General features: G+C 66.6%; 20 protein-coding genes. 12 read left to right on the forward strand and 8 right to left on the reverse strand.

Annotated elements, in window-relative coordinates; translation table 11 throughout:
- Positions 1-4: 4 nt before the first annotated feature.
- Complete coding sequence (locus CVS48_RS23890) at positions 5-991, reverse strand: Bug family tripartite tricarboxylate transporter substrate binding protein (protein WP_167401049.1); 987 nt, start codon at positions 989-991, stop codon at positions 5-7.
- 283 nt (positions 992-1,274) lie between these two features.
- Between CVS48_RS23890 and CVS48_RS23895 the strand changes: the two genes are divergently transcribed.
- From CVS48_RS23895 to CVS48_RS23920, 6 genes are all read left to right on the forward strand, one after another.
- The gene (locus CVS48_RS23895) at positions 1,275-1,757 is read left to right on the forward strand and encodes a MarR family winged helix-turn-helix transcriptional regulator (RefSeq protein ID WP_100856614.1); all 483 of its coding nucleotides are present in this window, start codon (positions 1,275-1,277) and stop codon (positions 1,755-1,757) included.
- A gap of 292 nt (positions 1,758-2,049) precedes the next feature.
- Positions 2,050-4,128 carry a TonB-dependent siderophore receptor gene (locus CVS48_RS23900; RefSeq protein ID WP_419191467.1) on the forward strand — a complete coding sequence of 693 codons (2,079 nt, stop codon included), beginning with the start codon at positions 2,050-2,052 and terminating at the stop codon, positions 4,126-4,128.
- 217 nt (positions 4,129-4,345) lie between these two features.
- Positions 4,346-5,338, forward strand: a complete 993-nt coding sequence (locus CVS48_RS23905) for a 2-keto-3-deoxygluconate permease (protein WP_100857836.1) — start codon at positions 4,346-4,348, stop codon at positions 5,336-5,338.
- The gene (gene dtnK / locus CVS48_RS23910; RefSeq protein WP_100856616.1) at positions 5,335-6,552 is read left to right on the forward strand and encodes a D-threonate kinase; all 1,218 of its coding nucleotides are present in this window, start codon (positions 5,335-5,337) and stop codon (positions 6,550-6,552) included. Before CVS48_RS23905 ends, dtnK begins: the two co-directional genes overlap by 4 nt.
- Positions 6,549-7,601: a 4-hydroxythreonine-4-phosphate dehydrogenase PdxA gene (gene pdxA / locus CVS48_RS23915; protein ID WP_050448674.1), complete on the forward strand. Its 1,053-nt coding sequence runs from the start codon at positions 6,549-6,551 to the stop codon at positions 7,599-7,601. The genes dtnK and pdxA overlap by 4 nt, the downstream gene beginning before the upstream one ends.
- A 5-nt stretch (positions 7,602-7,606) precedes the next feature.
- Complete coding sequence (locus CVS48_RS23920) at positions 7,607-8,506, forward strand: GntR family transcriptional regulator (protein ID WP_100856617.1); 900 nt, start codon at positions 7,607-7,609, stop codon at positions 8,504-8,506.
- Between the two features lie 8 nt (positions 8,507-8,514).
- On the opposite strand, the gene CVS48_RS23925 is transcribed toward CVS48_RS23920, so the two are convergent.
- The gene (locus CVS48_RS23925; RefSeq protein ID WP_100856618.1) at positions 8,515-9,117 is read right to left on the reverse strand and encodes a TetR/AcrR family transcriptional regulator; all 603 of its coding nucleotides are present in this window, start codon (positions 9,115-9,117) and stop codon (positions 8,515-8,517) included.
- A gap of 199 nt (positions 9,118-9,316) precedes the next feature.
- Between CVS48_RS23925 and CVS48_RS23930 the strand changes: the two genes are divergently transcribed.
- From CVS48_RS23930 to CVS48_RS23945, 4 genes are read left to right on the forward strand one after another with little or no spacing between them, the layout of a single operon-like run.
- Entirely contained in the window at positions 9,317-10,762 is a 1,446-nt protein-coding gene (locus CVS48_RS23930; protein ID WP_100856619.1) for an efflux transporter outer membrane subunit, read from the forward strand.
- 16 nt (positions 10,763-10,778) lie between these two features.
- The gene (locus CVS48_RS23935; RefSeq protein ID WP_100856620.1) at positions 10,779-11,846 is read left to right on the forward strand and encodes an HlyD family secretion protein; all 1,068 of its coding nucleotides are present in this window, start codon (positions 10,779-10,781) and stop codon (positions 11,844-11,846) included.
- Positions 11,846-14,629 (forward strand): ribosome-associated ATPase/putative transporter RbbA, encoded by a 2,784-nt coding sequence (rbbA, locus tag CVS48_RS23940; RefSeq protein ID WP_100856621.1) that lies wholly within the window; start codon positions 11,846-11,848, stop codon positions 14,627-14,629. The genes CVS48_RS23935 and rbbA overlap by 1 nt, the downstream gene beginning before the upstream one ends.
- Before the next feature lie 2 nt (positions 14,630-14,631).
- Complete coding sequence (locus CVS48_RS23945; protein WP_100856622.1) at positions 14,632-15,759, forward strand: ABC transporter permease; 1,128 nt, start codon at positions 14,632-14,634, stop codon at positions 15,757-15,759.
- A gap of 61 nt (positions 15,760-15,820) precedes the next feature.
- Here the strand turns inward: CVS48_RS23945 and CVS48_RS23950 are convergent, their stop codons facing one another.
- Genes CVS48_RS23950 through CVS48_RS23970 form a run of 5 tightly spaced genes read right to left on the reverse strand, consistent with a single transcriptional unit; the run spans position 15,821 to position 20,853 of the window.
- Positions 15,821-17,368 (reverse strand): class I adenylate-forming enzyme family protein, encoded by a 1,548-nt coding sequence (locus CVS48_RS23950; RefSeq protein ID WP_100856623.1) that lies wholly within the window; start codon positions 17,366-17,368, stop codon positions 15,821-15,823.
- A 10-nt stretch (positions 17,369-17,378) separates the two neighbouring features.
- Positions 17,379-18,113: a CoA-transferase subunit beta gene (locus CVS48_RS23955; protein ID WP_100856624.1), complete on the reverse strand. Its 735-nt coding sequence runs from the start codon at positions 18,111-18,113 to the stop codon at positions 17,379-17,381.
- Entirely contained in the window at positions 18,106-18,939 is an 834-nt protein-coding gene (locus CVS48_RS23960; protein ID WP_100856625.1) for a CoA transferase subunit A, read from the reverse strand. Before CVS48_RS23960 ends, CVS48_RS23955 begins: the two co-directional genes overlap by 8 nt.
- A gap of 28 nt (positions 18,940-18,967) precedes the next feature.
- Positions 18,968-19,687 (reverse strand): enoyl-CoA hydratase/isomerase family protein, encoded by a 720-nt coding sequence (locus CVS48_RS23965; RefSeq protein WP_100856626.1) that lies wholly within the window; start codon positions 19,685-19,687, stop codon positions 18,968-18,970.
- Positions 19,684-20,853, reverse strand: coding sequence for a CaiB/BaiF CoA transferase family protein (locus CVS48_RS23970; RefSeq protein ID WP_100856627.1), 1,170 nt, complete (start codon positions 20,851-20,853; stop codon positions 19,684-19,686). Before CVS48_RS23970 ends, CVS48_RS23965 begins: the two co-directional genes overlap by 4 nt.
- 276 nt (positions 20,854-21,129) lie before the next feature.
- Between CVS48_RS23970 and CVS48_RS23975 the strand changes: the two genes are divergently transcribed.
- Entirely contained in the window at positions 21,130-22,095 is a 966-nt protein-coding gene (locus CVS48_RS23975; RefSeq protein WP_100856628.1) for a Bug family tripartite tricarboxylate transporter substrate binding protein, read from the forward strand.
- Positions 22,092-23,759, forward strand: a complete 1,668-nt coding sequence (locus CVS48_RS23980; RefSeq protein WP_100856629.1) for an FAD/NAD(P)-binding protein — start codon at positions 22,092-22,094, stop codon at positions 23,757-23,759. The genes CVS48_RS23975 and CVS48_RS23980 overlap by 4 nt, the downstream gene beginning before the upstream one ends.
- Here CVS48_RS23980 and CVS48_RS23985 read toward each other — a convergent pair.
- The gene (locus CVS48_RS23985; protein ID WP_100856630.1) at positions 23,668-24,432 is read right to left on the reverse strand and encodes an IclR family transcriptional regulator; all 765 of its coding nucleotides are present in this window, start codon (positions 24,430-24,432) and stop codon (positions 23,668-23,670) included. The genes CVS48_RS23980 and CVS48_RS23985 overlap by 92 nt on opposite strands.
- Positions 24,433-24,480 lie beyond the last annotated feature (48 nt).

The following is a 24,480-nucleotide window of genomic DNA, read 5'->3' on the forward strand; positions in this document are numbered from 1 at the left end:
GCCCCTATTGCGTGGCCGTGAAGCCGGAGTCGCGCACCACCGGTTCCCATTGCTTGCGGTAGGCATCCAGTGCGCCGGCGGTACCCGCCGCGTCCTGCGATACCGGTTCCAGGAACACGGCGCGCACGGCTTCTTCCATGGTGGGTTCGCGCAGGATGGCGGCAATGTCCGCGCCCAGTCGATCCACCTTGGCCTTGGGCATGGCGGCGGGCGCGAAGAAGGCGTTCCAACCGTCGGCGGCCAGGTCCACGCCGCTTTCCTTGAAGGTGGGCACGTCTTGCAGATCCGCGTCGCGCGTGTCGCCGGACGTGGCAAGAATGCGGATCTTGCCGGCGCGGTGCTGCGGCAGCAGGGTGTCCAGCGTGTCGATGCCTTGCGGCAGGATGCCGCCGATCAGTTCCGATATCAACGGCGCGGACCCGCGATAGCCGATCACTTCGGGTTCCTGCTTGATCTCGCGGCCCAGCATCAGCGCGAAGAAGTGCGGCAGGCTGCCGGTGGCCGGCACGCCCACCGTGAATTGCTTGGGGTTGGCGCGCAACCACTCGCGCAGGGCTGGGACGTCCTTGATGGGCGAGCTGGCCGGCACGGCCAGGGCAAACTTGTAGCGGCTGACCAGCGACACCGGCGTGAAGTCGCGCTTGGCGTCATACCCGGGTTGGGCATAGACCAGCGGCGCCACGACCATGACCGCGGGGTTGGCCAGCATCAGCACGTTCTGCCCAGCCGGCGCCGCATGCAGCGCCTGGGCCGCGATGCGTCCGCCTGCCCCGGTTTTGTTTTCAACCACCACGGGCACGCCCACGCGGTCCTTCAAGCGGTCGGCAACCAGCCGCGCAATGCGGTCGGAACTGCCGCCTGGCGGATAGCCCACCACCAGCGTCAAGGTGCCGTCCAGCGGCGCCTGCTGCGCACAGGCCAGCGAGGCCCCTCCGGCCATGGCCGTGGCCACGATGGCTTTTGCTATCCATCCCTTGGTCCATTGATGCATCGTCTTCTCCTGGGGACAGTGGCCTGCTGTCGGTTATGGTTCTTTCTGCCTGGCCCAATCCAAATAAGCAGAAACAATTTAGCAACGCAGCCGTTGCTTGATCTAATCCAGGACTTTCAATAACGATATGCAGCACGCACCGCGCAGCACGCGGCCCGCGCCGCGGCAAGGAGGAGACGCCATGCCAATCCACCCGACATCCGGTCTGCCGCCGTCAGGCCGGCCCGAATCCGGTCAGCCCCCAGGCCAGCCCCCATCGGACCCGCCGCCCCACCTGGCCGACATGCTGATGTACCGGCTGTACCAGGCGTGGTCGCAGTCCAACCCGGTTTTCGTGCGGCTGTGTGAAGGCCGTTTCGGCATCACGCGCCGCGAATGGCGCATTCTGGCCTGCGCTATCGAAGGCGGCATCATGAGTTCGGCCGAGCTGGCCGCTGCCGCCAAGCTGGATCTTGCCCGCACGTCGCGCACGCTGGGCGCGCTGTGCGAAAAAGGCTGGCTGCGCCGCTTGCACGACAGCACCGACCGCCGCGTCGTGCGGGTCGAAGCCACGGCCGAGGGGCTGGCCCGCTACCGGGCGCTGCTGCCCGAGGTCTTGCGCTTGAACGAACTGCTGGTGCAGGACTTGAGCGATGCCGAAGTCGCCCTGCTGCGCGACTTTCTGGGCCGCATCGAGCAGCGCGGGCGGCGCATGGCCGAAGACAACATCGTGGCGGACAAGGCCAGCCGCCGCGAGGGCGGGACCCGGCGCGCGCAGTATGCCTGAGCCGGGTGTCGCGCCGGACCAACAATGCGGCGGGGTCAGCGCTGCCTGAGCACCCATCGCCAAGCCACTGAAAGAAAAGGCTTTTACAGAGACGAAGGCGTCGGCCGGCACGATTTGCAGGCCTTTTTTACATCTGGGACAGAGCGCGCGGCTAGGCGCGCCAGCACGGCTCAATTAATAATAATTATCGTTGCCATTCCTATATGTAATCAGCGGCCATCGCGCCCGCAGGGGACCTCACTTGAAACGCCATCCGACCCGGGCCGCCCGCCGTGCGCGCCAGCAGACCCTATTGCCCGCCGCCGCGCTCGCCGCCTGCCTGGGCGCCACCGCCCACGCCCAAACCACCACCGCCCCCACCGCCGGCCCCACCACCGTACTGCCCGCCGTGCAAGTGACGGGCACGGCCGAAACCGCCACCAGCCCGGTGACCGGCTACGTGGCCAAGCGCAGCGCTACCGGCACCAAGACCGATACCCCCCTGTCTGAAACGCCGCAGGCCATCACCGTAATCCCGCGCGATCAGATCGTCGACCAGGGCGCCCAGAACGTGCAGGACGCCATGAACTACGCGGCCGGGGTGCGGCCCAATGCGTACGGCGTGGACAACCGCGCCGACTATGTCCGGATTCGCGGCACGGAGCCGGCGCAATACCTGGACGGCCTGCGCCAGTTCTTCAATTCAAACAACCCGCGCACCGAGGTCTATGGCCTGGAGCGCGTGGAGGTGCTGCGCGGCCCCTCGTCCATGCTGTACGGACAGGGCAGCACGGGCGGCATCGTCAACCTGGTCAGCAAGCGTCCGCAAGCCGAAGCGCAACGCGAGATCGGCGTGGTGCTGGGCAATGACAACCGCCGCGAGATCCATACGGACCTGACCGGCCCGGTGACGGAAGACGGCCAATGGCTGTACCGCGTGGTGGCCGTAGGCCGCGACAGCGACACTCAGGTGCAGTACGCGCCGGACGACCGCCTGATGCTGGCCCCGTCGCTCACATGGCAGCCCAGCGCCGCCACGTCGTTGACCTTGCAGGCGCTGTGGCAGAAGGACAAGGCTGGCACCACGCAGTCATTCCTGCCCTGGGGCGGGTCGGTACAAGAGAACCCGAACGGCCGCATCCCCACCCGCCGCTTCGTCAGCGAGCCGGGATGGGACGCCTACGACACCGAGCAATTCAGCGTGGGCTGGCTGTTTGAACACCAGTTCAACGACACCTGGAAATTCCGCCAGAACTTCCGCAACACGGTCAGCCGCGTCGACTACCAATCGCTGTACCCGAACGTGTACGGCGCGCGCCGGGGCGATTCCTACATCGACGCCGACCAGACCACCACCGACCGCTACTTCTACGTCAACAAGCCGCGCATGCGCACGCTGCTGGCCGACCAGAACATCGAGGGCAAGCTCAACTGGGGCCGCACCGAGCACACCGTCATCCTGGGCATGGACTATTCGCACTACCGCGAAACCAGCCAGACGGCCTCTGGCCTGGGCGCGCCGCTGAACCTGTACCACCCCGTCTACGGCAACCGGCCCGAATATGAACTGTCGGACACGCCCAAGCAAAAGCAGCAGCAACTGGGCTTCTACGCGCAAGACCAGATCAAGTTCGACCAGAACTGGATCTTCCTGGCGGGCATCCGCCGCGACCGCGCCGACAACCGCATCGACGGCCAGGACAAGGAAACCGACTACGCCACCACCAAGCGCTTCGGTCTGATGTACGCGGCCGACAACGGCTGGTCGCCGTACCTGAGCTACAGCGAATCGTTCACGCCGATTGCCGGGTCGAACTTCTACAACGAACGCTACAAGCCCATGCGCGGCAAACAGGTCGAGGCCGGCATCAAGTACATGCCCCGCGACGCCGACATGGAGTTCACCGCCGCCGCCTACGACCTGCGCGAAAAGAACCGCCAGACCAACGACCCCGAGAACCCCAACAACCAGCTCCAGGCCGGCAAGACGCGCACGCGCGGCGTTGAATTGGAATTGCGTGGCCGCGTCACCAAGAACGTGGACGTGATCGCCAACTACATCTACACCGATGTCGACCCGCAACTGGAAGGTTTGCCCAAGCACATGGCGTCGTTATGGAGCAAGTACCGCTTTGCGCTGGCCGGCCAGCCCGGCTTCGCGGTGGGCGCGGGCGTGCGCTACCTGACGGCCTTCCGCGACGGCGGCGCGCCTGAAACGCCCGCCGTCACGCTGTTCGACGCCATGGTCAGCTACGACAATGGCCCGTGGCGTTATGCCTTGAACGTCAACAACATCGCCGACCGCACCTATGAAGTGGTCTGCCTGGACCGTGGCGACTGCTTCTACGGCGCGCGCCGCACGGTCATGCTGAGCGGGGCGTACCGCTTCTGATCCAACGCGGCGCGGGCCGCCGCCCTTCTGCCCCCTTATATCGGCCCTCCAGGACGAAAAACCTGTACGTACAGGCAGTACGTACAGGTGTACACTAGCGGTTTTTCAACCCCCACTGACAGACGCGTCCACGAACGTCTGCAATCCACCAGAACCGTCCTGGAGACTTACGCAAGTGTCGACCACCGCTTCTTCCCGTTCGCCATTTTTTGGCACCATGCAGAAAATCCCTGGTGGATTGATGCTCGTGCCGCTGATCCTGGGTTCCCTGATCGGCACCTTCGCCCCTGATGCGCTCGCCATCGGCGGCTTTACCACCGCTCTCTTCAAGAACAGCGCCCTGCCGCTGATCGCCCTGCTGATCTTCGCGACCGGCACGCAAGTCAACGCCCGCACCGGCGGCCCCATCCTGGCGACCGCCGGCACCCTGCTGCTGATGAAGACGCTGGTGCCCGCCACGCTGATCATCATCCTGGGCAGCTATGTGGGCCTGGACGGCGTGATGGGCGTGTCGATCCTGGCCTTGCTGGCCGCGTTCGACAACAGCAACGGCGGCCTGTGGCTGGCTTACACCGGCCAATACGGTGATGCCCGCGACCGCGGCGCCTACGTCGCCAGCGCGGTCAACGACGGCCCCTTCTTCAGCCTGCTGTTCCTGGGCGCCTCGGGCCTGGCCGATATTCCGATGATTGCCCTGGTGGCGGCGCTGGTGCCGTTCCTGCTGGGCGTGGTGGTCGGCAACCTGGACCCGAAGTGGCGCGACGTGCTCAAGCCCGTGCCCAACATCGTGATCCCGTTCTTCGCCTTTGCGCTGGGCACCGGCATCAACCTGGGCGCGGTCGTCAGCGGCGGCATGAGCGGCCTGATCCTGGGCCTGATCATCAGCCCCATCACCGGCGGCCTGGTCTACCTGGGCTATCGCATGATTCTGCGCCGTGGTGGCAAGAGCGGCCTGGGCTTCGCGGCCGGCACGACCGCCGGCAACGCCATCGCCACGCCCGCCGTGGTCGCGGCGGCCGACCCCAACTTCCAGCAATACGTGTCGACCGCCACCGCGCAGGTTGCCGCCTGCGTGCTGATCAGCTCGATCCTGGCGCCGATGCTGGCCTCGTACTTCCTCAAGCGTGCCGGTGAACTCAAGTCCGAAGACGCCGACGCGGACAGCAGCGCCGCGCCGACGTTGGCCAGCGCGCGCGGAGAGGCGCTTTGAGGCCCACCATCGCCATCGTCGCCGATGACCTGACCGGTTCCGGCGATACCGCGGTGCAGTTTGTGCGCGCCGGCTGGACCACGCACCTGTCCATCGGCGGCGCCGACGAGGCGCTGGCCGTGCCGGCCACGGCGGACGTCGAAGTGCTGGCGGTCACGACGCACAGCCGCGCGCTGCCCGCCGCCGACGCCGCCCGCGTCATTGAACAGAACGTGCGCCAACTGCGCGCGGCCGGCGTATCGCGCCTGTACAAGAAGGTGGACTCCACCTTGCGCGGCGCCTTCAAGGCCGAGATCGACGCCGCGCGCGATGCCTGGGGCCCGGACACGGTGGCGGTAATCTGCCCCGCGTTCCCCGCCACCGGCCGTACCGTGGAACAAGGCGTACTGCTGGTGAACGGCAAGCCGGTCACCGAGACGTCCGCGGCCACCGACCCGGTGACCCCGGTGACGGAAAGCCATATCCCCACCCTGCTGGGCTGCGCCCATGTAGCAGCGCAAGACGGCGACACGCCCGACACGCTTGCCGCGCGCATCCGGCAGGCCGGCAACACGGTGGTGGTTGACGCCACCACCGACGCCGACCTGGAACGCCTGGCGCGCGCCATCGGCCTGCTGGGCGTACACGCCCTGCCCGTGGGCGCGGGCGGCCTGGCCGTGCCGCTGGCCCGCGTGTGGGCCGGCGCCGACCAGACCGCACCCGTCGTGGTCGTGGTGACGTCGCAGCACAGCGCGGCGCGCGCCCAAGCCGCCGCGCTGCAAGCCTCGGGCGCAGACACCTGGACGCCGTCGCTTGCCCAACTGGCCGACGACGCCGCCTGGCAGGCCTGGAGCCAGCCGCTGCTGCAGGCCCACGCCAAGGCGCCCGCCGAAGCGGGCACGGTGCTGCTGCTGGCGCCCGAAGGGCAACTGGAAGGACTGGATTCGGAAAAAGTTGCTGACCGCCTGGGTTGCCTGGCGGCGCAATTGATCGCCACCTCGCGCGCGGCCGGCGTGGTCGCCACGGGCGGCGACGGCGCGCGCAGCGTGCTGGTGGCGCTGAATGCCAGCGGTATCGCGCTGGTGGATGAAGTAATGGGTGGCGTGCCGCTAGGCACGCTGACCGGGGGCACGGCCGCGGGCCTGCCCGTGGTGACCAAGGCCGGCGGCTTTGGCACCGAAGACGTATTGGTTCGCGCCGTGCGCGCGATCCGCGACAGGAGATTCAAGCGATGACACAACCCCAACCGAACAAGCTGCCTTTGCTGGCCGTCACCCTGGGCGACGTGGCGGGCATCGGGCCGGAAATCACGGCCAAGATGTTGATGGGCCACGACGAACTGCGCCAAAAGGCCCGCCTTCTGGTGGTCGGCGATGTGGACGTCATGGTCAACGCCGTGCGCAACCTGGGCGGCGACCCCGCCATCGTGAAGAAGCTGGACCGCGCGGCCGACTGTTCCAACACGCCCGGCACGATTGAAGTGCTGCAAGCCGGCCCGTCGCTGGCCCACGTCAAGCTGGGTGAAATCAGCGCCGACGCGGGCGACGGTTCGGTGCGTTTCGTGACCACCGCCTGCGCCCTGGCGCGAGCCGGTGAAGTCGACGGCATCGTGACCGCGCCGCTGAACAAGGCCGCGATGCACGCCGCCGGCCACAAGTGGCCCGGCCACACCGAACTGCTGGCCCATGAATTCGGCGTGAAGACCTTCTCGCTGGTGCTGTCGGCCGGCGACCTCTACATCTTCCACGCAACCACCCACGTGTCGCTGCGCCAGGCCATTGAAGACCTGACGCCCACGCGCATGCGCGCCGTGCTGCGCCTGGCGGGTTCGTTCGCCAAGGCGCTGGGCCGGGGCGACCAGCCCGTGGCCGTGTCGGGCCTGAACCCGCACGCCGGCGAAAACGGCATCTTTGGCAGCGAAGACGCCGACATCCTGGCCCCCGCCGTGGCCGAAGCCAATGCGGCCGGCATCCTGGCCGCCGGCCCCATCCCGGCCGACGCCCTGTTCCCGCAAGCCGTGCGCGGCAAGTGGCAATTCGTGATCGCCTGCTACCACGACCAGGGTCACGCGCCCTTCAAGGCCGTGTATGGCGATGACGGCGTCAACATCACGGTGGGCCTGCCCGTCGTGCGCGTGTCCGTGGATCACGGCACGGCGTTCGACATCGCGGGCAAGGGCATCGCGCGCGAAGACAGCCTGATCCTGGCCGCCGAGCGCGCCGCGCATCTGGCCCCGGGCTGGACGCATGTATGGGAAACTGCGCGGGCACAAACCGGAGGTTGATTTCCATGGCGCCCGCCACGCACGACGCATTGCCCATTCTTGATCGCTCAGGCGAGGTCCCGCTGCACGCCCAGGTGGCGACGCTGCTGCGGGGGTTCATCCGGTCGAACAAGCTTGCGGCGGGCGCCGTGCTGCCTAGCGAAGCTGCGCTGTGTGTACGCTTTGGCGTCGCGCGCAGCGTGGTGCGCCAGGCGCTTGCCGCGCTGGCCACCGAAGGGCTGATCCAACGCGAAAGCGGACGCCCCGCCACGGTGGCCGCGCAGCAGGAACACCGCCGTCTGGTGCAGCGGTCCACCGGCCTGTACGAGCAGTTCGCGCAGTCCGGCGTGGCCTTGCAGACGCGCGTGCTGGCCTTTGCGCGCGCCGAACCGCCCGCCGATGTGGCCGCGTTCTTCGGCACATCCAAATTGCTGATGCTCGAACGCTTGCGCCACGTGGCCGACGCGCCGCTGGCCTATGTGCGCACGTGGTTGCCCGTCGATGTGGTGCCCGGCCTGCGTGCCGAGGACCTGACCGACGCTTCCCTGCACGGCGTGTTGACGCGCCGCTTTGGCCTGCGCCCCGGCGCCGGCCGCAATCAGATCCGCGCGGTTGCCGCCGACGCCAAGCTGGCCAAGCTGCTCGACACCACAACCGGCACGCCCTTGCTGATGCTGCAAGGCCAGGGCATGGACCAGCACGACCGGCCGCTGGAGTGGTTCACCACCTGGCACCGCGCCGAACAATTGGTGTTCGACGTGGACGTCAGTAACGGCCATGAAAGCGTGCATCCGCGCTTGCAGGATGCGCCGGCTGAATCGGCCAAGGGCATTACGCCGCAAGGCCAGCACGATCCTCTGGCGCGGGCCCAGGCGCTGGTTGCCGAGCTGTCGGCAGAACTAGCCAGACTGCGCGGCCAGGCCTGACCGGCGCGCTACAGCAATCCACAGATCAGCGCCACGTGCGCGTCGCGTCGCGCCGACACATCGAAAGTTTCGTCCGCGCCCGTCAGCATGGCCATGACAATGGCGTGCACCACCGGCGAGAGCAACAGCTCGGGGTGGCTGGCCGCCACGCCTGCCTTGCACAAGCCCCTTTCACGCGCCAACACCAGCAGGTTTGCAATATCGGTTTGACAGGCGTTGACCGTCTCCTGGCGCCAGCGCCGCGCCAGGTGCGGCACGCGGGCGCTTTCGGCCAGCAGCAATCGCATGGTGGCGATCATGGCCGGGTTGGCCAGGCTGGCATACAAGTGGTCCACCAGGCGTTCCGCCAAATGCCGGACCGTCCGCGAGCCATCGACCATGGCACGCGCATCCAGGCGGGCCGGGGTCAGGTGCTGTTCCAGCAACGCCCGGAATACGTCTTCCTTGCTAGAAAAATGGGCGTATAGCCCGCCCTTGGACAGGCCCGCCCGGCGCGCGATGTCTTGCATGCGCGCCCCCTCGTAACCGGCCGCCGAGAATTCCTGTAGCGCGGCGTGCAGGATCTGCCCTACCCGCACCGCAGGAGGCAGCCGCTGGCGTTGCGTGCTCATTCTTGCCTCCTTGCCAATAGGCGCGTGGCGTGCAAGTCATGCCCCATCCTTCGGCTTCATTACAAACCGACCGGTCAGTCGTTAGCTTGACTTCAATCAATGAACCGCCGCCACGTGGCGGGCAGAATTGATTCCATGAAGGCGTCACGGTTACCGCCGTTGGACGTCAGCCTTCCATTTACAAGATGGAGAACGATGCATGACTCGCCATCCGCTTTCGGCATGGAACGCTGCCCGCCTGGCGCCGGCCGTCCTGGCCGTGCTGCTGGCGCAGGGTTGCGTGTCGATGGCTCCGCCGTACGAGCGCCCCGCCCTGCCGGTGGCCGCCACCTGGTCCACCCCGCCCCCGAACGAGACCGAAGCGGGGCTGAACGCCGCCCGCCTTGGTTGGCAAAGCTATTTTTCCGACCCCACTCTGCAAGGCCTGATCAACGAGGCGCTCGCGAACAATCGTGATTTGCGCCAGGCGCTACTACGTGTACAAGAAGCGCGTGCCCTGTACGGCATCCAGCGCGCGGACCAGTTTCCCACCATTGGCGTGCAGGCCGCGGGCAGCCGTTCGCGCACACCCGCGGACCTGAACCTGACGGGTCGGCCCATGGTGGCCAACCAATACCAGGCGGGAGTGGGCATGGCGACCTGGGAACTGGACTTCTGGGGTCGCGTGCACAGCTTGAACGACGCTGCGCTGGAAAACTACCTGGCATCCGAAGAAGCCGCGCGCGCCGTCACCTTGAGCCTGATCGCGCAGGTGGCGGACAGCTACCTGTCGCTCCGCGAACTGGACGAGCGCCTGGCGCTGACCCGCGAGACGATCGCATCGCGCGAGGAATCACTGCGCATTTTCCGCCGCCGCTACGAGGTCGGCTCGATCTCAAAGCTGGACCTGACCCAGGTGGAAACGCTGTGGCAGCAGGCCCGCGCGCTGGGCGCCGAACTGGAACAGGCCCGCGCCACGCAGGCGCACGCGCTGGAGCTGCTGGTGGGCAAGCCGTTGAACCTGCCGCCCGCGCGAGCCGGTCTGGATGACGAGGCCGTGATGAGCGACCTGCCCGCCGGCCTGCCGTCCGACCTGCTGACGCAACGCCCCGACATCGTCGCCGCCGAACACCAATTGCGCGCGGCCAACGCCAATATCGGGGCGGCGCGCGCCGCCTTCTTTCCCCGCATTACGTTGACCGGCGCCTTTGGCACCGCCAGCGCCGAACTCAATGGTCTGTTCGGCAGCGGCAGCGGGGCCTGGAACTTCGCGCCCAGCGTAGACCTGCCCATTTTCGACGCCGGACGACGCAGCGCCAACCTGGACTTGGCCGAGGTGCGCCGCGACCAGGCAGTCGCGAGCTACGAACAAACCATCCAGAGCGCGTTCAAGGACGTGTCCGATGCGCTGTCCGCCCGCCGCTGGTTGGCCGAACAGGTGCAGGTGCTGCGCGCCACCGTCGCCGCGCAAAGCGAACGCGCGCGGCTCGCCAAGCTGCGCTATGACCATGGCGCGTCGCCTTACCTGGAAGTGCTGGACGCACAACGTGACCTGCTGGCCGCGCAGCAGGCGTTGGTGCAGACGCGCCGCGCCCTCTTGTCGGCGCGCGTCGGGCTGTACGGCGCGCTGGGGGGAGGCTCGCAGGCCCCCGCCACGCCACGATAGATACCGGATCCGAACCATGAAGCTGCCTACTCGAAAACTGATTCCCATCCTGCTCGTGCTGGCCGTGGCCGCCGCCGCTTACACCGGGTGGCGCATGCTTGCCGACAACGGTCCGGGCGCAGGCTTCATCAGCGGCAATGGCCGCATCGAAGCGACGGAAATCGACGTCGCCACCAAACTGGCCGGCCGCGTACAGGAAGTGCTGGTAGCGGAAGGCGAATTCGTCGCCGCCGGCCAACCGCTCGCGCGCATGCAGATCAACACGCTGAACGCCCAGCGCGAGGAAGCGCGGGCCCAGCACCAGCAGGCCATCAACAACGCCGCCAGCGCCAGCGCCCAGATCGCCCAACGCGAAAGCGACAAGCTGGCGGCCGAGGCCTTCGTGGTGCAACGCGAAAGCGAACTGGATGCCGCCCGCAGACGCTTGGCGCGGTCGGAAGCCTTGTCCAAGGAAGGCGCTTCGTCCATCCAGGAATTGGACGATGACAGGGCCCGGGTCGCCAGCGCGCACGCCGCGGTGAATGCCGCGCGAGCCCAGGTGAACGCGGCGCAAGCCGCCATCCAGGCCGCGCGCGCCGCACAAGTGGGTGCGCAGTCCGCGGTGAACGCGGCGCTGGCCACCGTTGCACGCATCGAAGCCGACATTGCCGACAGCGAGCTGCGCGCGCCGCGCGCCGGCCGCGTGCAGTACCTGGTGGCCCAGGCCGGTGAAGTGCTCGGCGCCGGCGGCAAGGTTCTCAACATGGTCGATCTGGTCGATGTCTACATGACGTTCTTCCTACCGGAACAGGCGGCCGGCCGGGTAGCGTTGGGCCAGGACGTGCGCATCATCCTGGACGCCGCCCCGCAATATGTCATTCCGGCCAAGGTGTCGTTCGTGGCCAGCACCGCGCAGTTCACACCCAAAACCGTCGAAACCGCCTCCGAACGCCAGAAGCTGATGTTCCGCGTCAAGGCGCAGATCGACCCCAAGCTGCTGCAACAGCATTTGCAGCAGGTCAAGACCGGCGTGCCCGGCGTCGCCTGGCTGAAACTTGACAGAGACGCCACCTGGCCCGCCAGCCTGGAAGTCAGGGTGCCGTGATGCCCCCTCTCACAGCGGCCTCGCCCTGCGCGCCAGTGATCAAGCTGTCGGACGTTACGTTGCGGTACGGCAAGACATTGGCGCTGGACAAGATCACGCTGGGAATACCCGCCGGCCGCATGGTGGGCTTGATCGGCCCGGACGGCGTGGGCAAATCCAGCCTGCTGGCGCTGATTGCCGGCTCTCGCGCGGTACAGGCCGGCACGGTGTACGTGCTGGATGGCGACATGGCCAGCAAGCATCATCGCGACGCCGTCTGCCCGCGCATCGCCTACATGCCGCAGGGCTTGGGCAAGAACCTGTACCCCACCCTGTCGGTGGAAGAGAACCTGCAATTTTTCGGCCGCCTGTTCGGCCACGGCGAGGCCGAGCGCCGCCGCCGTATCGACAGCCTGACGGGCAGTACCGGCCTGGCCCCATTCCTGTCGCGTCCGGCCGGCAAGCTGTCCGGCGGCATGAAACAGAAGCTGGGCCTGTGCTGCGCGCTGATCCATGACCCTGACCTGCTGATCCTGGACGAACCGACCACCGGCGTTGATCCGCTGGCGCGTGCGCAGTTCTGGGACCTGATCAACGACATCCGGCGCGAACGCAGCGGCATGAGCGTCGTCGTCGCCACCGCCTACATGGACGAAGCGCAGCGCTTTGACTGGCTGATCGCCATGGACGACGGCCGGGTGCTGGCCACCGGCACGCCCGGCGAACTGCAACAGCGCACGCGCACCGACACGCTGGAAGCCGCCTTCATCGCCCTGTTGCCGGAAGAAAAGCGGCGCGGCCACAAGCCCGTCGAGATCACGCCATTGGCGCTGGACGACAACGCCCCCATTGCCATCGAGGCGCGCGACCTGACCATGCGGTTCGGCGATTTCGTGGCCGTGGACCACGTCAACTTTCGCATTCGCCAAGGCGAGATCTTTGGCTTTTTGGGGTCCAACGGCTGCGGCAAGTCCACCACCATGAAGATGCTGACCGGCCTGCTGCCGGCCAGCGAAGGCCAGGCCTGGCTGTTCGGCAACGAGGTCGATCCCCGCAATATCGATACGCGGCGCCGGGTGGGCTATATGTCGCAGGCGTTTTCGCTGTATGGCGAGCTGACCGTGCGCCAGAACCTGGTGCTGCACGCCCGTTTGTTCCATGTGCCCACGGCCGAGATTGCTTCCCGCGTCGACGAGATGGTGGCGCGCTTTGACCTGACCGATGCGCTGGACGAACTGCCCGAGAAGCTGCCGATGGGCGTGCGCCAGCGCCTGTCGCTGGCGGTGGCCATGGTGCACAAGCCGGAGCTGCTGATTCTGGACGAACCGACCTCGGGCGTGGACCCGGTGGCTCGCGACAATTTCTGGCGCCTTCTGATTTCGCTGGCGCGGCAGGACCAGGTCACGATCTTCATTTCCACCCACTTCATGAACGAGGCGCAGCGCTGCGACCGGATGTCGCTGATGCACGCGGGCAAGGTGCTGGTCAGTGCCTCGCCAAACGAAATCATGCGCATGCGGGGCGCCAGAACGCTGGAAGAGGCCTTCATCGCCTACCTGATCGACGCGGGCGCCGGCACGCCGCCGGCCCCCTTGCCCGCCCGGAAAGCGCAAGACGCAGACGCGCCCCGGCTGAACAAGACCGCCATGCCCGACCACGCGCCGGCCCGAGGGCCTCGTGGCTTCAACCTGCAACGGATGATCAGCTACCTGTGGCGCGAATCGCTGGAATTGCGTCGTGACCCGGTGCGCGCCACGCTGGCGCTAGCCGGCTCGCTTCTGCTGATGTTCGTCATCGGCTTTGGCATCAGCCTGGATGTGGAAGACCTGCGCTACGCCGTCATGGACCGAGACCAGACCAGCCTGAGCCAGAACTACGCCTTGAACCTGGCCGGCTCGCGCTACTTCCTCGAGCAGCCCCCCATTGCCGACTACCAGGACATGGACGCCCGCATGCGCAGCGGCGAACTATCCTTGGCCATCGAAATCCCGCAGGGGTTCGCACGCGACGCCGAACGCGGGCGCAGTGCACAGATCGGCATCTGGATCGACGGCGCCATGCCGCAACGCGCCGAGACCATACGCGGCTATGTGCAAGGCATGCACCAGGGCTGGTTGCAACAGCAGGCGCGTGAACGGTTGGGCAACGCAGCCACGCAGCAGATCAGCATCGAAACGCGCTTTCGCTACAACCCCGACGTGCGCAGCCTGCCCGCCATGGTGCCGGCCGTGATTCCGCTGTTGCTGTTGATGATGCCGGCAATGCTGACGGCGCTGGCCGTCGTGCGGGAAAAGGAACTGGGCTCGATCATCAATCTGTACGTCACACCGGTCACGCGACTGGAATTCCTGTTGGGCAAGCAGGCGCCTTACGTCACGCTGGCGATGTTGAACTTCCTGTTGATGACGCTGCTGGCGGTGACCGTGTTCGGCGTGCCCATCACCGGTAGCTTCGCCACGCTGCTGGCCGCGGCGCTGATCTACAACGTGGTGGCAACCGCCATCGGATTGCTGGCGTCGACGTTCACGCGCAGCCAGATCGCGGCGCTGTTCTTCACCATGATCGGCACGCTGGTGCCGGCGGTACAGTTCGCCGGGCTGCTCAACCCCGTGTCGTCGCTGGAAGGCATGGGCCGGCTGATCGGGGAAATTTATCCGGCCACCCACATGTTGACCATCAGCCGTGGCGTGTTCAGCAAAGCGCTGGACTTCTCCAGCTTGTGGGATTCGTTCTGGCCCCTGCTTGTGGCGATACCCGTGATCCTGGGCGCGTCGGTGCTGCTTTTGAAAAAGCAGGAGACCTGACCATGCCGCGACACCTGTCCAATATCTACCGGCTGGGCGTGAAAGAGCTTTGGAGCCTGGCGCGCGACCCCATGATGCTGGCGTTGATCTTCATTTCGTTCACCCTGATGATCTACACGGCGGCCACGGCGGTGCCTGAATCCCTGCACAACGCCGCCATCGCCGTGGTGGACGAAGACGTCTCGCCGCTATCCGCGCGCATCGCCTCGGCGTTCTACCCGCCGCATTTCACCCGGCCGCAGATGGTCACGGCAGCCGAAGCCGACGTCGGCATGGATGCCGGGCGCTACACATTTTCCGTCAACATCCCACCGAATTTCCAGCGCGACGTGCTGGCCGGCAAGCCCGCGCAGATCCAACTGAACGTGGATGCGACTCGCATGAGTCAGGCGTTCACGGGCAGCAACTACATCCAGCAGATCGTCAGCGACGAGATCAACGAATTCGTCCGGCGTTACCGCAAGCCGACTGAACTGCCGGTGGAGCTTGCGGTGCGCATGCGGTTCAACCCCAATCTGACGCAGACGTGGTTCGGCAGCCTGATGGAGATCATCAACAACGTCACCATGTTGTCCATCATCCTGACCGGAGCGGCCCTGATCCGCGAGCGGGAACATGGCACCATCGAGCACCTGCTTGTCATGCCGGTCACGCCCACCGAGATCATGGTGGCGAAAGTGTGGTCGATGGGCCTGGTGGTGCTGGTGGCCGCCGGCCTGTCGCTGACGTTCGTGGTGCGTGGCCTGCTGCACGTGCCCATTGAAGGGTCGGTGGCGCTGTTCCTGGCGGGCGTGGCGCTGCACCTGTTCGCCACCACCTCCATGGGCATCTTCATGGCGACGCTGGCGCGCAGCATGCCGCAGTTCGGCATGCTGCTGGTGCTGGTGCTGTTGCCGTTGCAGATGCTGTCCGGTGGCACGACGCCGCGCGAAAGCATGCCCCAGTTCGTACAGGACATCATGCTGGCCGCCCCCACCACGCACTTCGTGGAGCTGGGCCAGGCCATCCTGTTTCGCGGCGCGGGGCTCAGCGTCGTCTGGCAGCCCTTCCTGGCGTTGGCGCTGATCGGCGGCGTCTTGTTCGCCTTCTCGTTGAAGCGCTTTCGCAAGACCCTCAGCCAGATGGCGTGACGCCCGTGCCGCCGCCACTATCGCCTCGGCCACTTCGCTACCAACCCGCATCTGGCCCAAGCTACTTCGAGCAGATGGTTTCCGCCTGCTCGGCCTTGCGCGACGCCAGCCCGGAGAGCGCCTTGCGGTCCACCTTGCCCACCGCGTTTTCCGGCAGCCGTTCCACCCAGAACACGTCGCGCGGCACATAGATGCGGCCCAGCCGCGACAACACATCGGCTTGCAGCGCCGCGGCCTCTTTGACGCCGGGTGTCGCATCCCCCTGGGGCTGCACGAAGATCACCGGCACTTCGCCCAGGTCATCATCCGGCGCGCCCACCACGCAGCACGCGGCAACGAAAGGCAGCCCCGTCACCACGCCTTCAATCAAGGCAGGTGAAATGTTCTCGCCGCCACGAATGATCACGTCCTTGATGCGGCCCGTGATGCTCAGGTAGCCGGCATCGTCGAAGCGCCCCAGGTCGCCGGTGCGCAACAAGGTCAGCGCGCCATCGTCGCCATTGTCCACGCCCAGATAACCCAGCATCAGGCTGTCGCCCGCGATGCAGATTTCACCTTCGCCGCCCGGTGCGGCCAGGGATCCGTCCGGCAGCCGCAGCGTGACGCTTTGCCCAGCCAGCACGGTGCCGACAGACCCCACGCGCCGCGCACCGGGCGGGTTCATGGTGGACGTGCAGGTGGCTTCAGACAGACCGTAGGACACCACCAGCGGGCAGCCCAGGAACGCTTCAATGCGCCGATGCAGCGCTTCGGTGATGGGCGCCGATCCGCAGCGCGCAAAGCGCAGGCCCGCCAGGCTGGCCGCGTCGAACTCCAGTTCCAGCATGCGGGCGTACATGGTGGGCACGCCCGTGATGATGGTGGGGCGAAACGCGCGCAACAGCCCCGGCATGTCGTCGGCGCGAAAGCGGCCGGCCAGCGCCACGCTGGCGCCCGCCAGCAGCGGCGCGAAGATCTGGTTGTTCAGTGCGTTGGTGTGATGCAGCGGCATCACGTGCAGCAGCCGGTCGTCGGGAGTCAGGCCGGTATGCGCCAACACGCCGCGCGCGTTGTTCGCCAGGCCTCGGTGGCTTAACAGCACGCCCTTGGGGTTGCCGGTGCTGCCGGAGGTGAACAGCAACAAGCCCGGGGCGTCAGGCGAAATATCGGTGGCGTGATCGAGCGTTGGCGCATTGTCCGCATTGTTCGCTTGGGCGGCATTGGCGACATTCGCCGCCGCCAGCACTCGCGACGGGGCCAGGCCACTGGCCGCCGCGGTCGCCGTGTTGGCCTCGTCGTGCACCAGCCACGTCAAACCCACCGCCGCCACTCGCCGCGCCGTTTCCTCGACCGACAGCCGGGGCTCCAGCGGGCAGGGGCACGCCCCCGCCGCCATCACGCCCAGTATCGTCAACACTTGATCCAGCGACCGCTCCATGGCCACCGCCACATAGCTGCCCGGCGCGACCTCGGCCGCGCGCAAGCCACCCGCAATGCGCGCAACGCGGCCGTGCAGGTCGGCATACGTCAAGGTGGTGTCGGGGGTGACAATAGCGGGGCGCGTGGCCCATGCAGGCTGGCTCCAGGCGCGCGCAAAGGCCGCCACCAAGGTGGGTTCGGAAAGCGTCATGACGGCCCCCCTAGCGCAGCGCGACGGCGGCGTCGCGTTCGAATTGGCCGTCCGCGTCCAGCTCTCGCAACGCGCGCGCTTCCTGCTCGGTCGGCGGCGCGGTGGGTTCGGCGCCGGTCGCGTCGAATTCAAAGCCGGTGCGCTCGCGCACTTCCGACAAGCTGGACTCCGGATGCCACGATTGCAGCGCCAGCCGCCCGTCGCGCTTGATGAACACGGCGATGGGCGTCACCACCCCATGAAAGCCGCCCCACGACGTCATGAAATCCAGCTTCGATACGAAGGTGCGGCGCGAATGCTCGGTGCGCCACGTGCAGGCGCGCTTGGCCGTGGGCAGCATCACCGCACCGCCTCCGCCGCCAGGCAACCGCACCTTGGGTTCATGCCAGTCGCCAATGCAGGAATTGTTGGCGCAGCCCGCGCCATCGATCTGCGCCGCGCCCAGGAAGGTCAGGTCCATGCGGCCGCGCGTGCACAGGTCGTAGAAGTCTTCGTTCGAGAAAATCGACGCGGTGTGTTCGGCCAGTACCGGGTCTGAACTGGAAATGGGAATCTGCGAGGGACGCGGGTTCACGCCGCCCGCCACGTTGATGTAGACGAAGTCCCAGTCGTAGGCGCGCTTGGCCAACAGGCAGGCCAGCATCGGCATGGTGGAATTGACGCCGCTGAAGGTGATTTCATCGGGGCGGATGAAGCGCGCCAGATTCGTCACGATGTAGGAAAAGCCCGACCATTGTTCAGCCATGATTGCCCCCTTGCACTTCGGGCGCGGCGGCCAGGTGCGCTTGTAGATCGCTGTTCTTGTCCATGTAGGCCTCTACGGCCGGATAGTCGATGGCGTAGTCGGGCCAGCACGATCCCGGCCAGGCGCTGCCCGGCGCCACCGCGTAGGCCTGCACCATGAAGTACGGCACCAGCGTGGATTCCGGCTGCGCTTCGAATACCGCGCTGTCGACGACCTTCTCGGCCACCACCAGCACGCTGCCCGCCGCGCGCGACATGATGCGGTCCCAATGCGCCGTGCCATGCACGCGCACATTGCCCAGCGCATCCACTTCAGACGCCTGGATCACCGCGAAGTCGGGGCGGATGGCGGGCACCACATAGGTTTTCTGGCCGCTGCCGTAGGGGTCGTCCAGGCAGGCCCAGCCGTTCAGCTCCGGCAGGCCGCTGCCATGCAGCCCGCCGCAAGGCTGGAACGGCACGCCAAAGGCCGCCGCCCGCAAGCCGGCCGTGAGGCTGGCGCAGGCGTGTTCTTCCAGTTCGATCTCGCGGTGTTCCACGGCGCGGCGATACCACGGCGCCAGGCCGAAGTTGCCTTCCATGGCGACGATGCCCGCGCGCACGCGGCGCAGCACGCCCGCGCGGCAGAGGATGTCCACGTCGTATCCCGGCGACTGCTTGACCAGTTCCAGGTCGCGCTTGCCTTGCCGGATCAGTTCGCGCACGAACGCGAACGGCCCACGGTGCAGAAAGCTGCCGCCCAGCGCGATGGACGCGCCATTGGGCACCAGCGCGGCCAGTTCGGCCACCGTGCACTGCTTGTTGGGTTGATTGAAGCCTGAAGCCATTGTCTTCCTCCTGCTGGTTCTTGTGCCGTTAGCGCGCTTGCAGATACGCGGCCACGCGGTCCTTCAAGCCGGGCGCCGCCGCCGAACGCACCAGGCGCGCCAAGTCGGCGTCGGGCGTTTCCTGCGACAGCGCGGCGTAGAGCTGAATGCGGCTGGCGTCCGTCAATGCCTGCGCCGTGTCCCACGCCTGCTGTTCGATGTCGGGCCATTCCTGCGCCACGGCAAGCCGGGTCGCAAAGCCGTCGCGCAAAGCTTCTTCCGCGCTGAACGTGGCAGCCTGCTCCAGCACCACGCGGGCACGCTCGGCACCCACCAGCGCGGCAAAGCGGCGCGTGCCCAGCACCAGACCGAACTTCAGGCCCGGCATGCGGAACGTGGCGTCCGGCGCGCTGATGCGCCATTTGCAGGCACCGAATACATCCACACCCGCGCCGAAGTTGCGGCCATGCGCCAGCGCCACGGTCAGGCACGGCGACGCCGCCAGGCGTTGCAGCAGGGTCTCGATACGCACAAAGCGCAGCAGCAGGTCGCCCTCGCTTTGCGACTGCCAGTCCCCAAAGTCAAAGCCCGCGCTGAAGTTCTTGCCTTCGCCCTTCAGCACGATCAGCTTGGCGCCCTGCGCCTCGGCTTCGTCCAGCGCGGCGATCAGCGCGTCCACCAATTCGGCGGACAGCGCGTTCATCTTGTCGGCGCGCGTCAGCGTCAGCACATGCCGCGCACCCTGTTTGTCGATACGCAGCACGCTCATGCCACTGCTCCCTTCATGGCCGCGCGCAAGGCGCCCAGCACTTCGTCGTTGTGCTCGCCCAGCGCGGGCGGACGCAGGCGCAGCGCCGTGGTCTGGCCGTCAAAGCGCACCGGCAAACCGAAGGTGCGCGTCTGCACGCCGTTGGGCAGTTCAACCGGCTGCACCCAACCCATGTGTTCCACCTGCGGGTCGGCCAGCACTTCGGAATAGGTGTTGATTGGTGCGCAAGGCACGCCCGCGGCACGGAAGCGCGACAGCCAGGTCTGCGCATCCTCGTTAGCGAAGATGGCTTCCAGGATCTCGCGCAAGGCGGTCTGGTTGCGGGCGCGGGCGCTGGTGTCGGTAAAGCGCGGGTCGGCCAGCAGGTCATCGCGCCCGACGGTGGCGCATACGCTTTTCCACAATGCCTGGTTGCCGGCGGCCATGCCGAAATAACCGCCCTGGCAACGGAACGCCTGATACGGCGCGTTGCGCGGGTGGGCCGAGCCCAGCTTCACGGGGTCTTTGCCGCTGCCGAAGAATTCCGACGTCTGCAAGGCGGCAATGCCCAGCGTCGCGCCCAGCATCGGCACATCAATGTGCGTGCCCTGCCCGCTGGCCTGGGCCGCGCGCAAGGCCGAAGCGATGGCGAAGGCGCCATACAGGCCGGCCGAAAAATCCGCCACCGGCACGCCGCATTTCACGGGTTCGCCGCCGGCTTCACCGGTGACGCTCATGATGCCGCTCATGGCCTGGATGGTCAGGTCGAAACCGCCTTCCTGTGAACGCGGGCCCGACTGCCCGTAGGCCGAAATCGAGCAATAGACAAGTTTGGGATTGGCCTCGCGCAGTTGCGCATACCCCAGTCCCAGCCGATCCATCACGCCCGGCCGATTGTTTTCGATCAGCACGTCGACGGTCTGCGCCAATTCGCGCGCCAGGGCCAGGTCTTCTGGGTTTTTCAGGTTCAGCGTCACCGACTTCTTGTTGCGGTTCAAGGACGCGAAGTTCTCGCTGTAGCCGTCAGAAATGGGCGGCCAGCTACGCAGCGTATCGCCGCCCTCGGGGTTTTCGACCTTGATGACGTCGGCGCCCATATCCGCCAACAACATGCCGCAAAACGGTCCCGCCGCGACGTTGCAAATTTCCAGCACGGTAATGCCGGCCAGTGCCGAACTGGGTGTCATGTCTGACCTCTCATTATGAAAATTCAATATTTGGGATAAGCAAATCAGTATAAGTGCGCCGCTTTCCAGATGGCATCATGCCAGGCAATCCGCGCCACCTTCTCGGTGGTTCCTAGTGCAATCCCTAGGTCTCGCGCTTAATTGTTGACCAGCATATCACCCTGTGGAATTCTACGTAAACCATTTATTGAAATGCGAATCCTATATTTTAGGATTTATAAAAACGAGCCGCGGCGCATCCCGCGCAAGACGGTCCGGCACACCAAGGAGACATACATGAAGCAAACGTGGCGCATTGCCCTGGCGGGCGCGGTCCTGGCGCTGGCCGCCGGACCCGCCCTGGCCCAGACCTGGCCGGCCAAACCCATCCGCATGGTCGTGCCCTTCCCACCCGGCGGCGCCACCGATGCCGCGGCCCGCATCTATGCGCAACACCTGGGAGACTTCCTGGGGCAAGGCGTGGTGGTGGAAAACAAGGCGGGCGCGGGCGGTGAGATCGGCGCCGAGTACGTCGCCAAATCCGCCCCCGACGGCTACACCCTGTTAATGGGCGCGGTGGGCAGCCATGCCATCCACGCGGCTATGCCCGACAAGCCCGGCTACGACTTCGCCACCGCCTTCGTGGGCGTGTCCATGGCCACCAGCATGCCGATGGCGGTGGCCGTCAACAGCAAGGTGCCCGCCAACAACGTGCAGGAATTGATTGCGCTGGCCAAGAGCAAGCCCGGCACCATCACCTTTGGTTCGGCCGGGCCGGGCACCTCGCAGCACATGGCCGGCGAACTGTTCCAGGTGGTGACCGGCACCCGGCTCATGCATGTGCCGTATCGCGGCAGCGGTCCGGCCATCACCGATTTGCTGGGCGGCCAGATCGACATGGTCATCGAAACCCTGCCCGCGCTGTTGCCGCAAGTGGCCAGCGGCAAGATCCGCTTGTTGGGCGTGACCACCGCCAAGCGCGCCACGGCCTTGCCCGACCTGCCCACCTTGATGGAGCAAGGCGTGAAAGACTATTCCGTCGCCACCGCCTATGCGCTGCTGGCGCCCGCCGGCACACCGCCCGCCGTGGTGGACAAGCTGTCGGCCGGCATGCAGAAGGCCGCGGCCATGGAATCCGTGCAGCAAGCGGCGTTGAAACTGGGCGCCGATGCGGTGGCCACGTCCCCAGAAGACACCAGCCGCGTGCTGAAGCGAGAAGTGGCCCGCTGGGCCGACGTGGTGCGCCTGTCGTCCGCCAAATGAAGCCCCTTGACGCCTCTTCAGGTTCGATCGCCACCGACGTGGCGATCGTGGGCGGCGGCTCGGTCGCCGTCAGCTTCCTGTACCAGTTGCTGCTGTCGTGGCAGGCAGACAGCGCGGCGCGCCCCCTGGCCATCACCGTGTTCGAACCGCAAGCGGTGTGCGGCCCGGGCGGCGCGTATCAGGAAGACCTGCCCAGCAACTTGCTCAACATTCCCGCCGGCAACATGTCGGCGCGCGCGGACCAGCGCATGGACTTTGTCGACTGGCTGCGTACGCAGGATGCTGCGTGGTTGCGGGGGTATGGCGTGGAGGCCATCGCGCCGTCGGACTTTCTTCCGCGCCCCTTGTTCGGTGCCTACATGCGCGCCGTGTACGAGCGTTGCCGCGAGCTGGCGCTGGCGCAAGGCGTGGCGCTTGCCCAGGTGCAACGCCGCGTGCAGCGCGTGTCGCCATTGGCTGACGGCAGCGTGCGGATCGAGGCCGAGGGCAACGCACCGTGCCTGGCGCGCTACGCCGTGCTGTGCAACGGCAATCTGCCGTCGCAGGCGTTCCCGGCCTTGCAAGGTGCGCCCGGCTACTTCAATAGCCCGTATCCCGTTGCCGACCTGGCGCGGGAGATTCCGCCGGACGCCTCCGTGTGCATCGTCGGCACCAGCCTGAGCGCGGTGGACGCGGTGGCCGCCTTGCAGCAATCGGGCCATCGCGGCCCCCTGCTTTGTGTGTCGCGCAACGGCCGCCTGCCCTCGGTACGCAGCCCGCACAACCAGGCCCCGACGGCGCTGCGCCATTTCAACCAAGAAGGCATCCTGCGCCTGGCGGCGCGCCAAGGCGGCACGCTGACGCTGGACGCGATAGCCGGTGCCCTGCAAGACGAGGTGCTGGCGCTGCATGGCGCGCTGGATGCGGATGAGGTGTTCGGGCTGGCCGGCGATGCGCAACGCGCACTGGACGAAGAAATACGCCGCTCATCGCAAGCAGCCCGCCCCTGGCAGGCCGTGGCCGCCGCCACTAACGCGGTGGTGGAGCAGGTGTGGCATTTGATGCCGGATGCCGAACGCCAGCGGTTTCAGTCGCAGTGGCGCGCGCTGTGGATGGCGCGGCGCGCCACGTTCCCGATGCGCAATGCGCTGAAGCTGCAAGCGCTCTTCAAGACGGGCCAATTGCAGGTGCGCGCGGGGTATGTGGATACGCGATATGTAGATAGCTGCCATGACTCGGCCGACGGCCGCTTCCACACTCGCCTGCGCGGCACCAATGGCGAAACCACTCAGCGCAGCGACTACCTGATCAACGCCACCAGCTTTTCAGTGGACGTGGCGCGCACGGATGATCCGTTAATCGCCACCCTGCTGCGCGACGGCCATGCGCGCGCCGATCCGTTCGGCGGCCTGGCGCTGGATTTCAACACGGGTTGCCTGAAGACCGCGCAGGACGCGGTGCTGGGCCAGGTATCGGTGTTGGGCAGCCTGGCGGGCGGCACGTACTTCTGGACCACATCCATGGATGTCAACGCCAGGTTGGCGCGCGACCAGGCGGTGCGCATTGCGACGGCGCTGGCCAGGCCGGCACGAATCACTGATTCAGATAGCCTCGCCGATAACCCATCCCTTGCGAAATGGACTGCGCACAGGCCGACACATCCGGCGCCAACTGCTTCATCCTAGCGGCGCTCAGGCGGTCCAGGGGGCCGGAAATGCCCACGGCCGCCACGGCTTGGTCAAGACTATTGAACAAGGTCACGGCCAGCCCGCCCACGCCTTCGCGCCATTCGCCCCGGTTCACGGCATAGCCCGCGCGCGCGATCTTGCGCAGTTCGTCTTTCAGCAAGGGCAATGACACGATGGTGGACGGCGTGTGGCGCACAAGCTGATCGGCGTAGCGCTCAACATAGCCTTCGGGCTGATACGCCAGCAGCGCCTTGCCGGTGGCCACGGCATAGGCGGGCGCGCGTCCACCCACCATCGAGTAGGCGCGGATGGGTTGCGGGCTGTCGATCTTGTCTACATACACGACGTCGAACCCATCCAGCACCGACAAGTGCACCGTCTCGCCCGTCTGGTCCGCCAGCGTGCGCATGAACGGCGCGGCCAGCTTGCGCACGTCCAACTGCGCAAGCTGACGCGCGGCCAACTCAAACAGCCGTACCGCGCCACGGTAGCCGCCGCCGTCATCGTCCTTGATGACGTAGCCGGCGTGGATCAAGGTTTGCAGCGTGCGATGCGTATTGCTGCGGGTCAGGCCGACCCGGGCGGCCAGGGCGTCGATGGTGCGCGGCGGATTGTCCACATCCGTCACCGCCTCCAACACCATCAGCCCCTTGAGCAGTGTCTTGTCCATCTTGGTTTTTTCCTAATATTTAGGACGCGAACATAGCACGAGACAAGG

The sequence above is a fragment of the Achromobacter spanius genome, from assembly GCF_002812705.1.
Taxonomy (GTDB): Bacteria; Pseudomonadota; Gammaproteobacteria; order Burkholderiales; family Burkholderiaceae_B; genus Achromobacter; species Achromobacter spanius.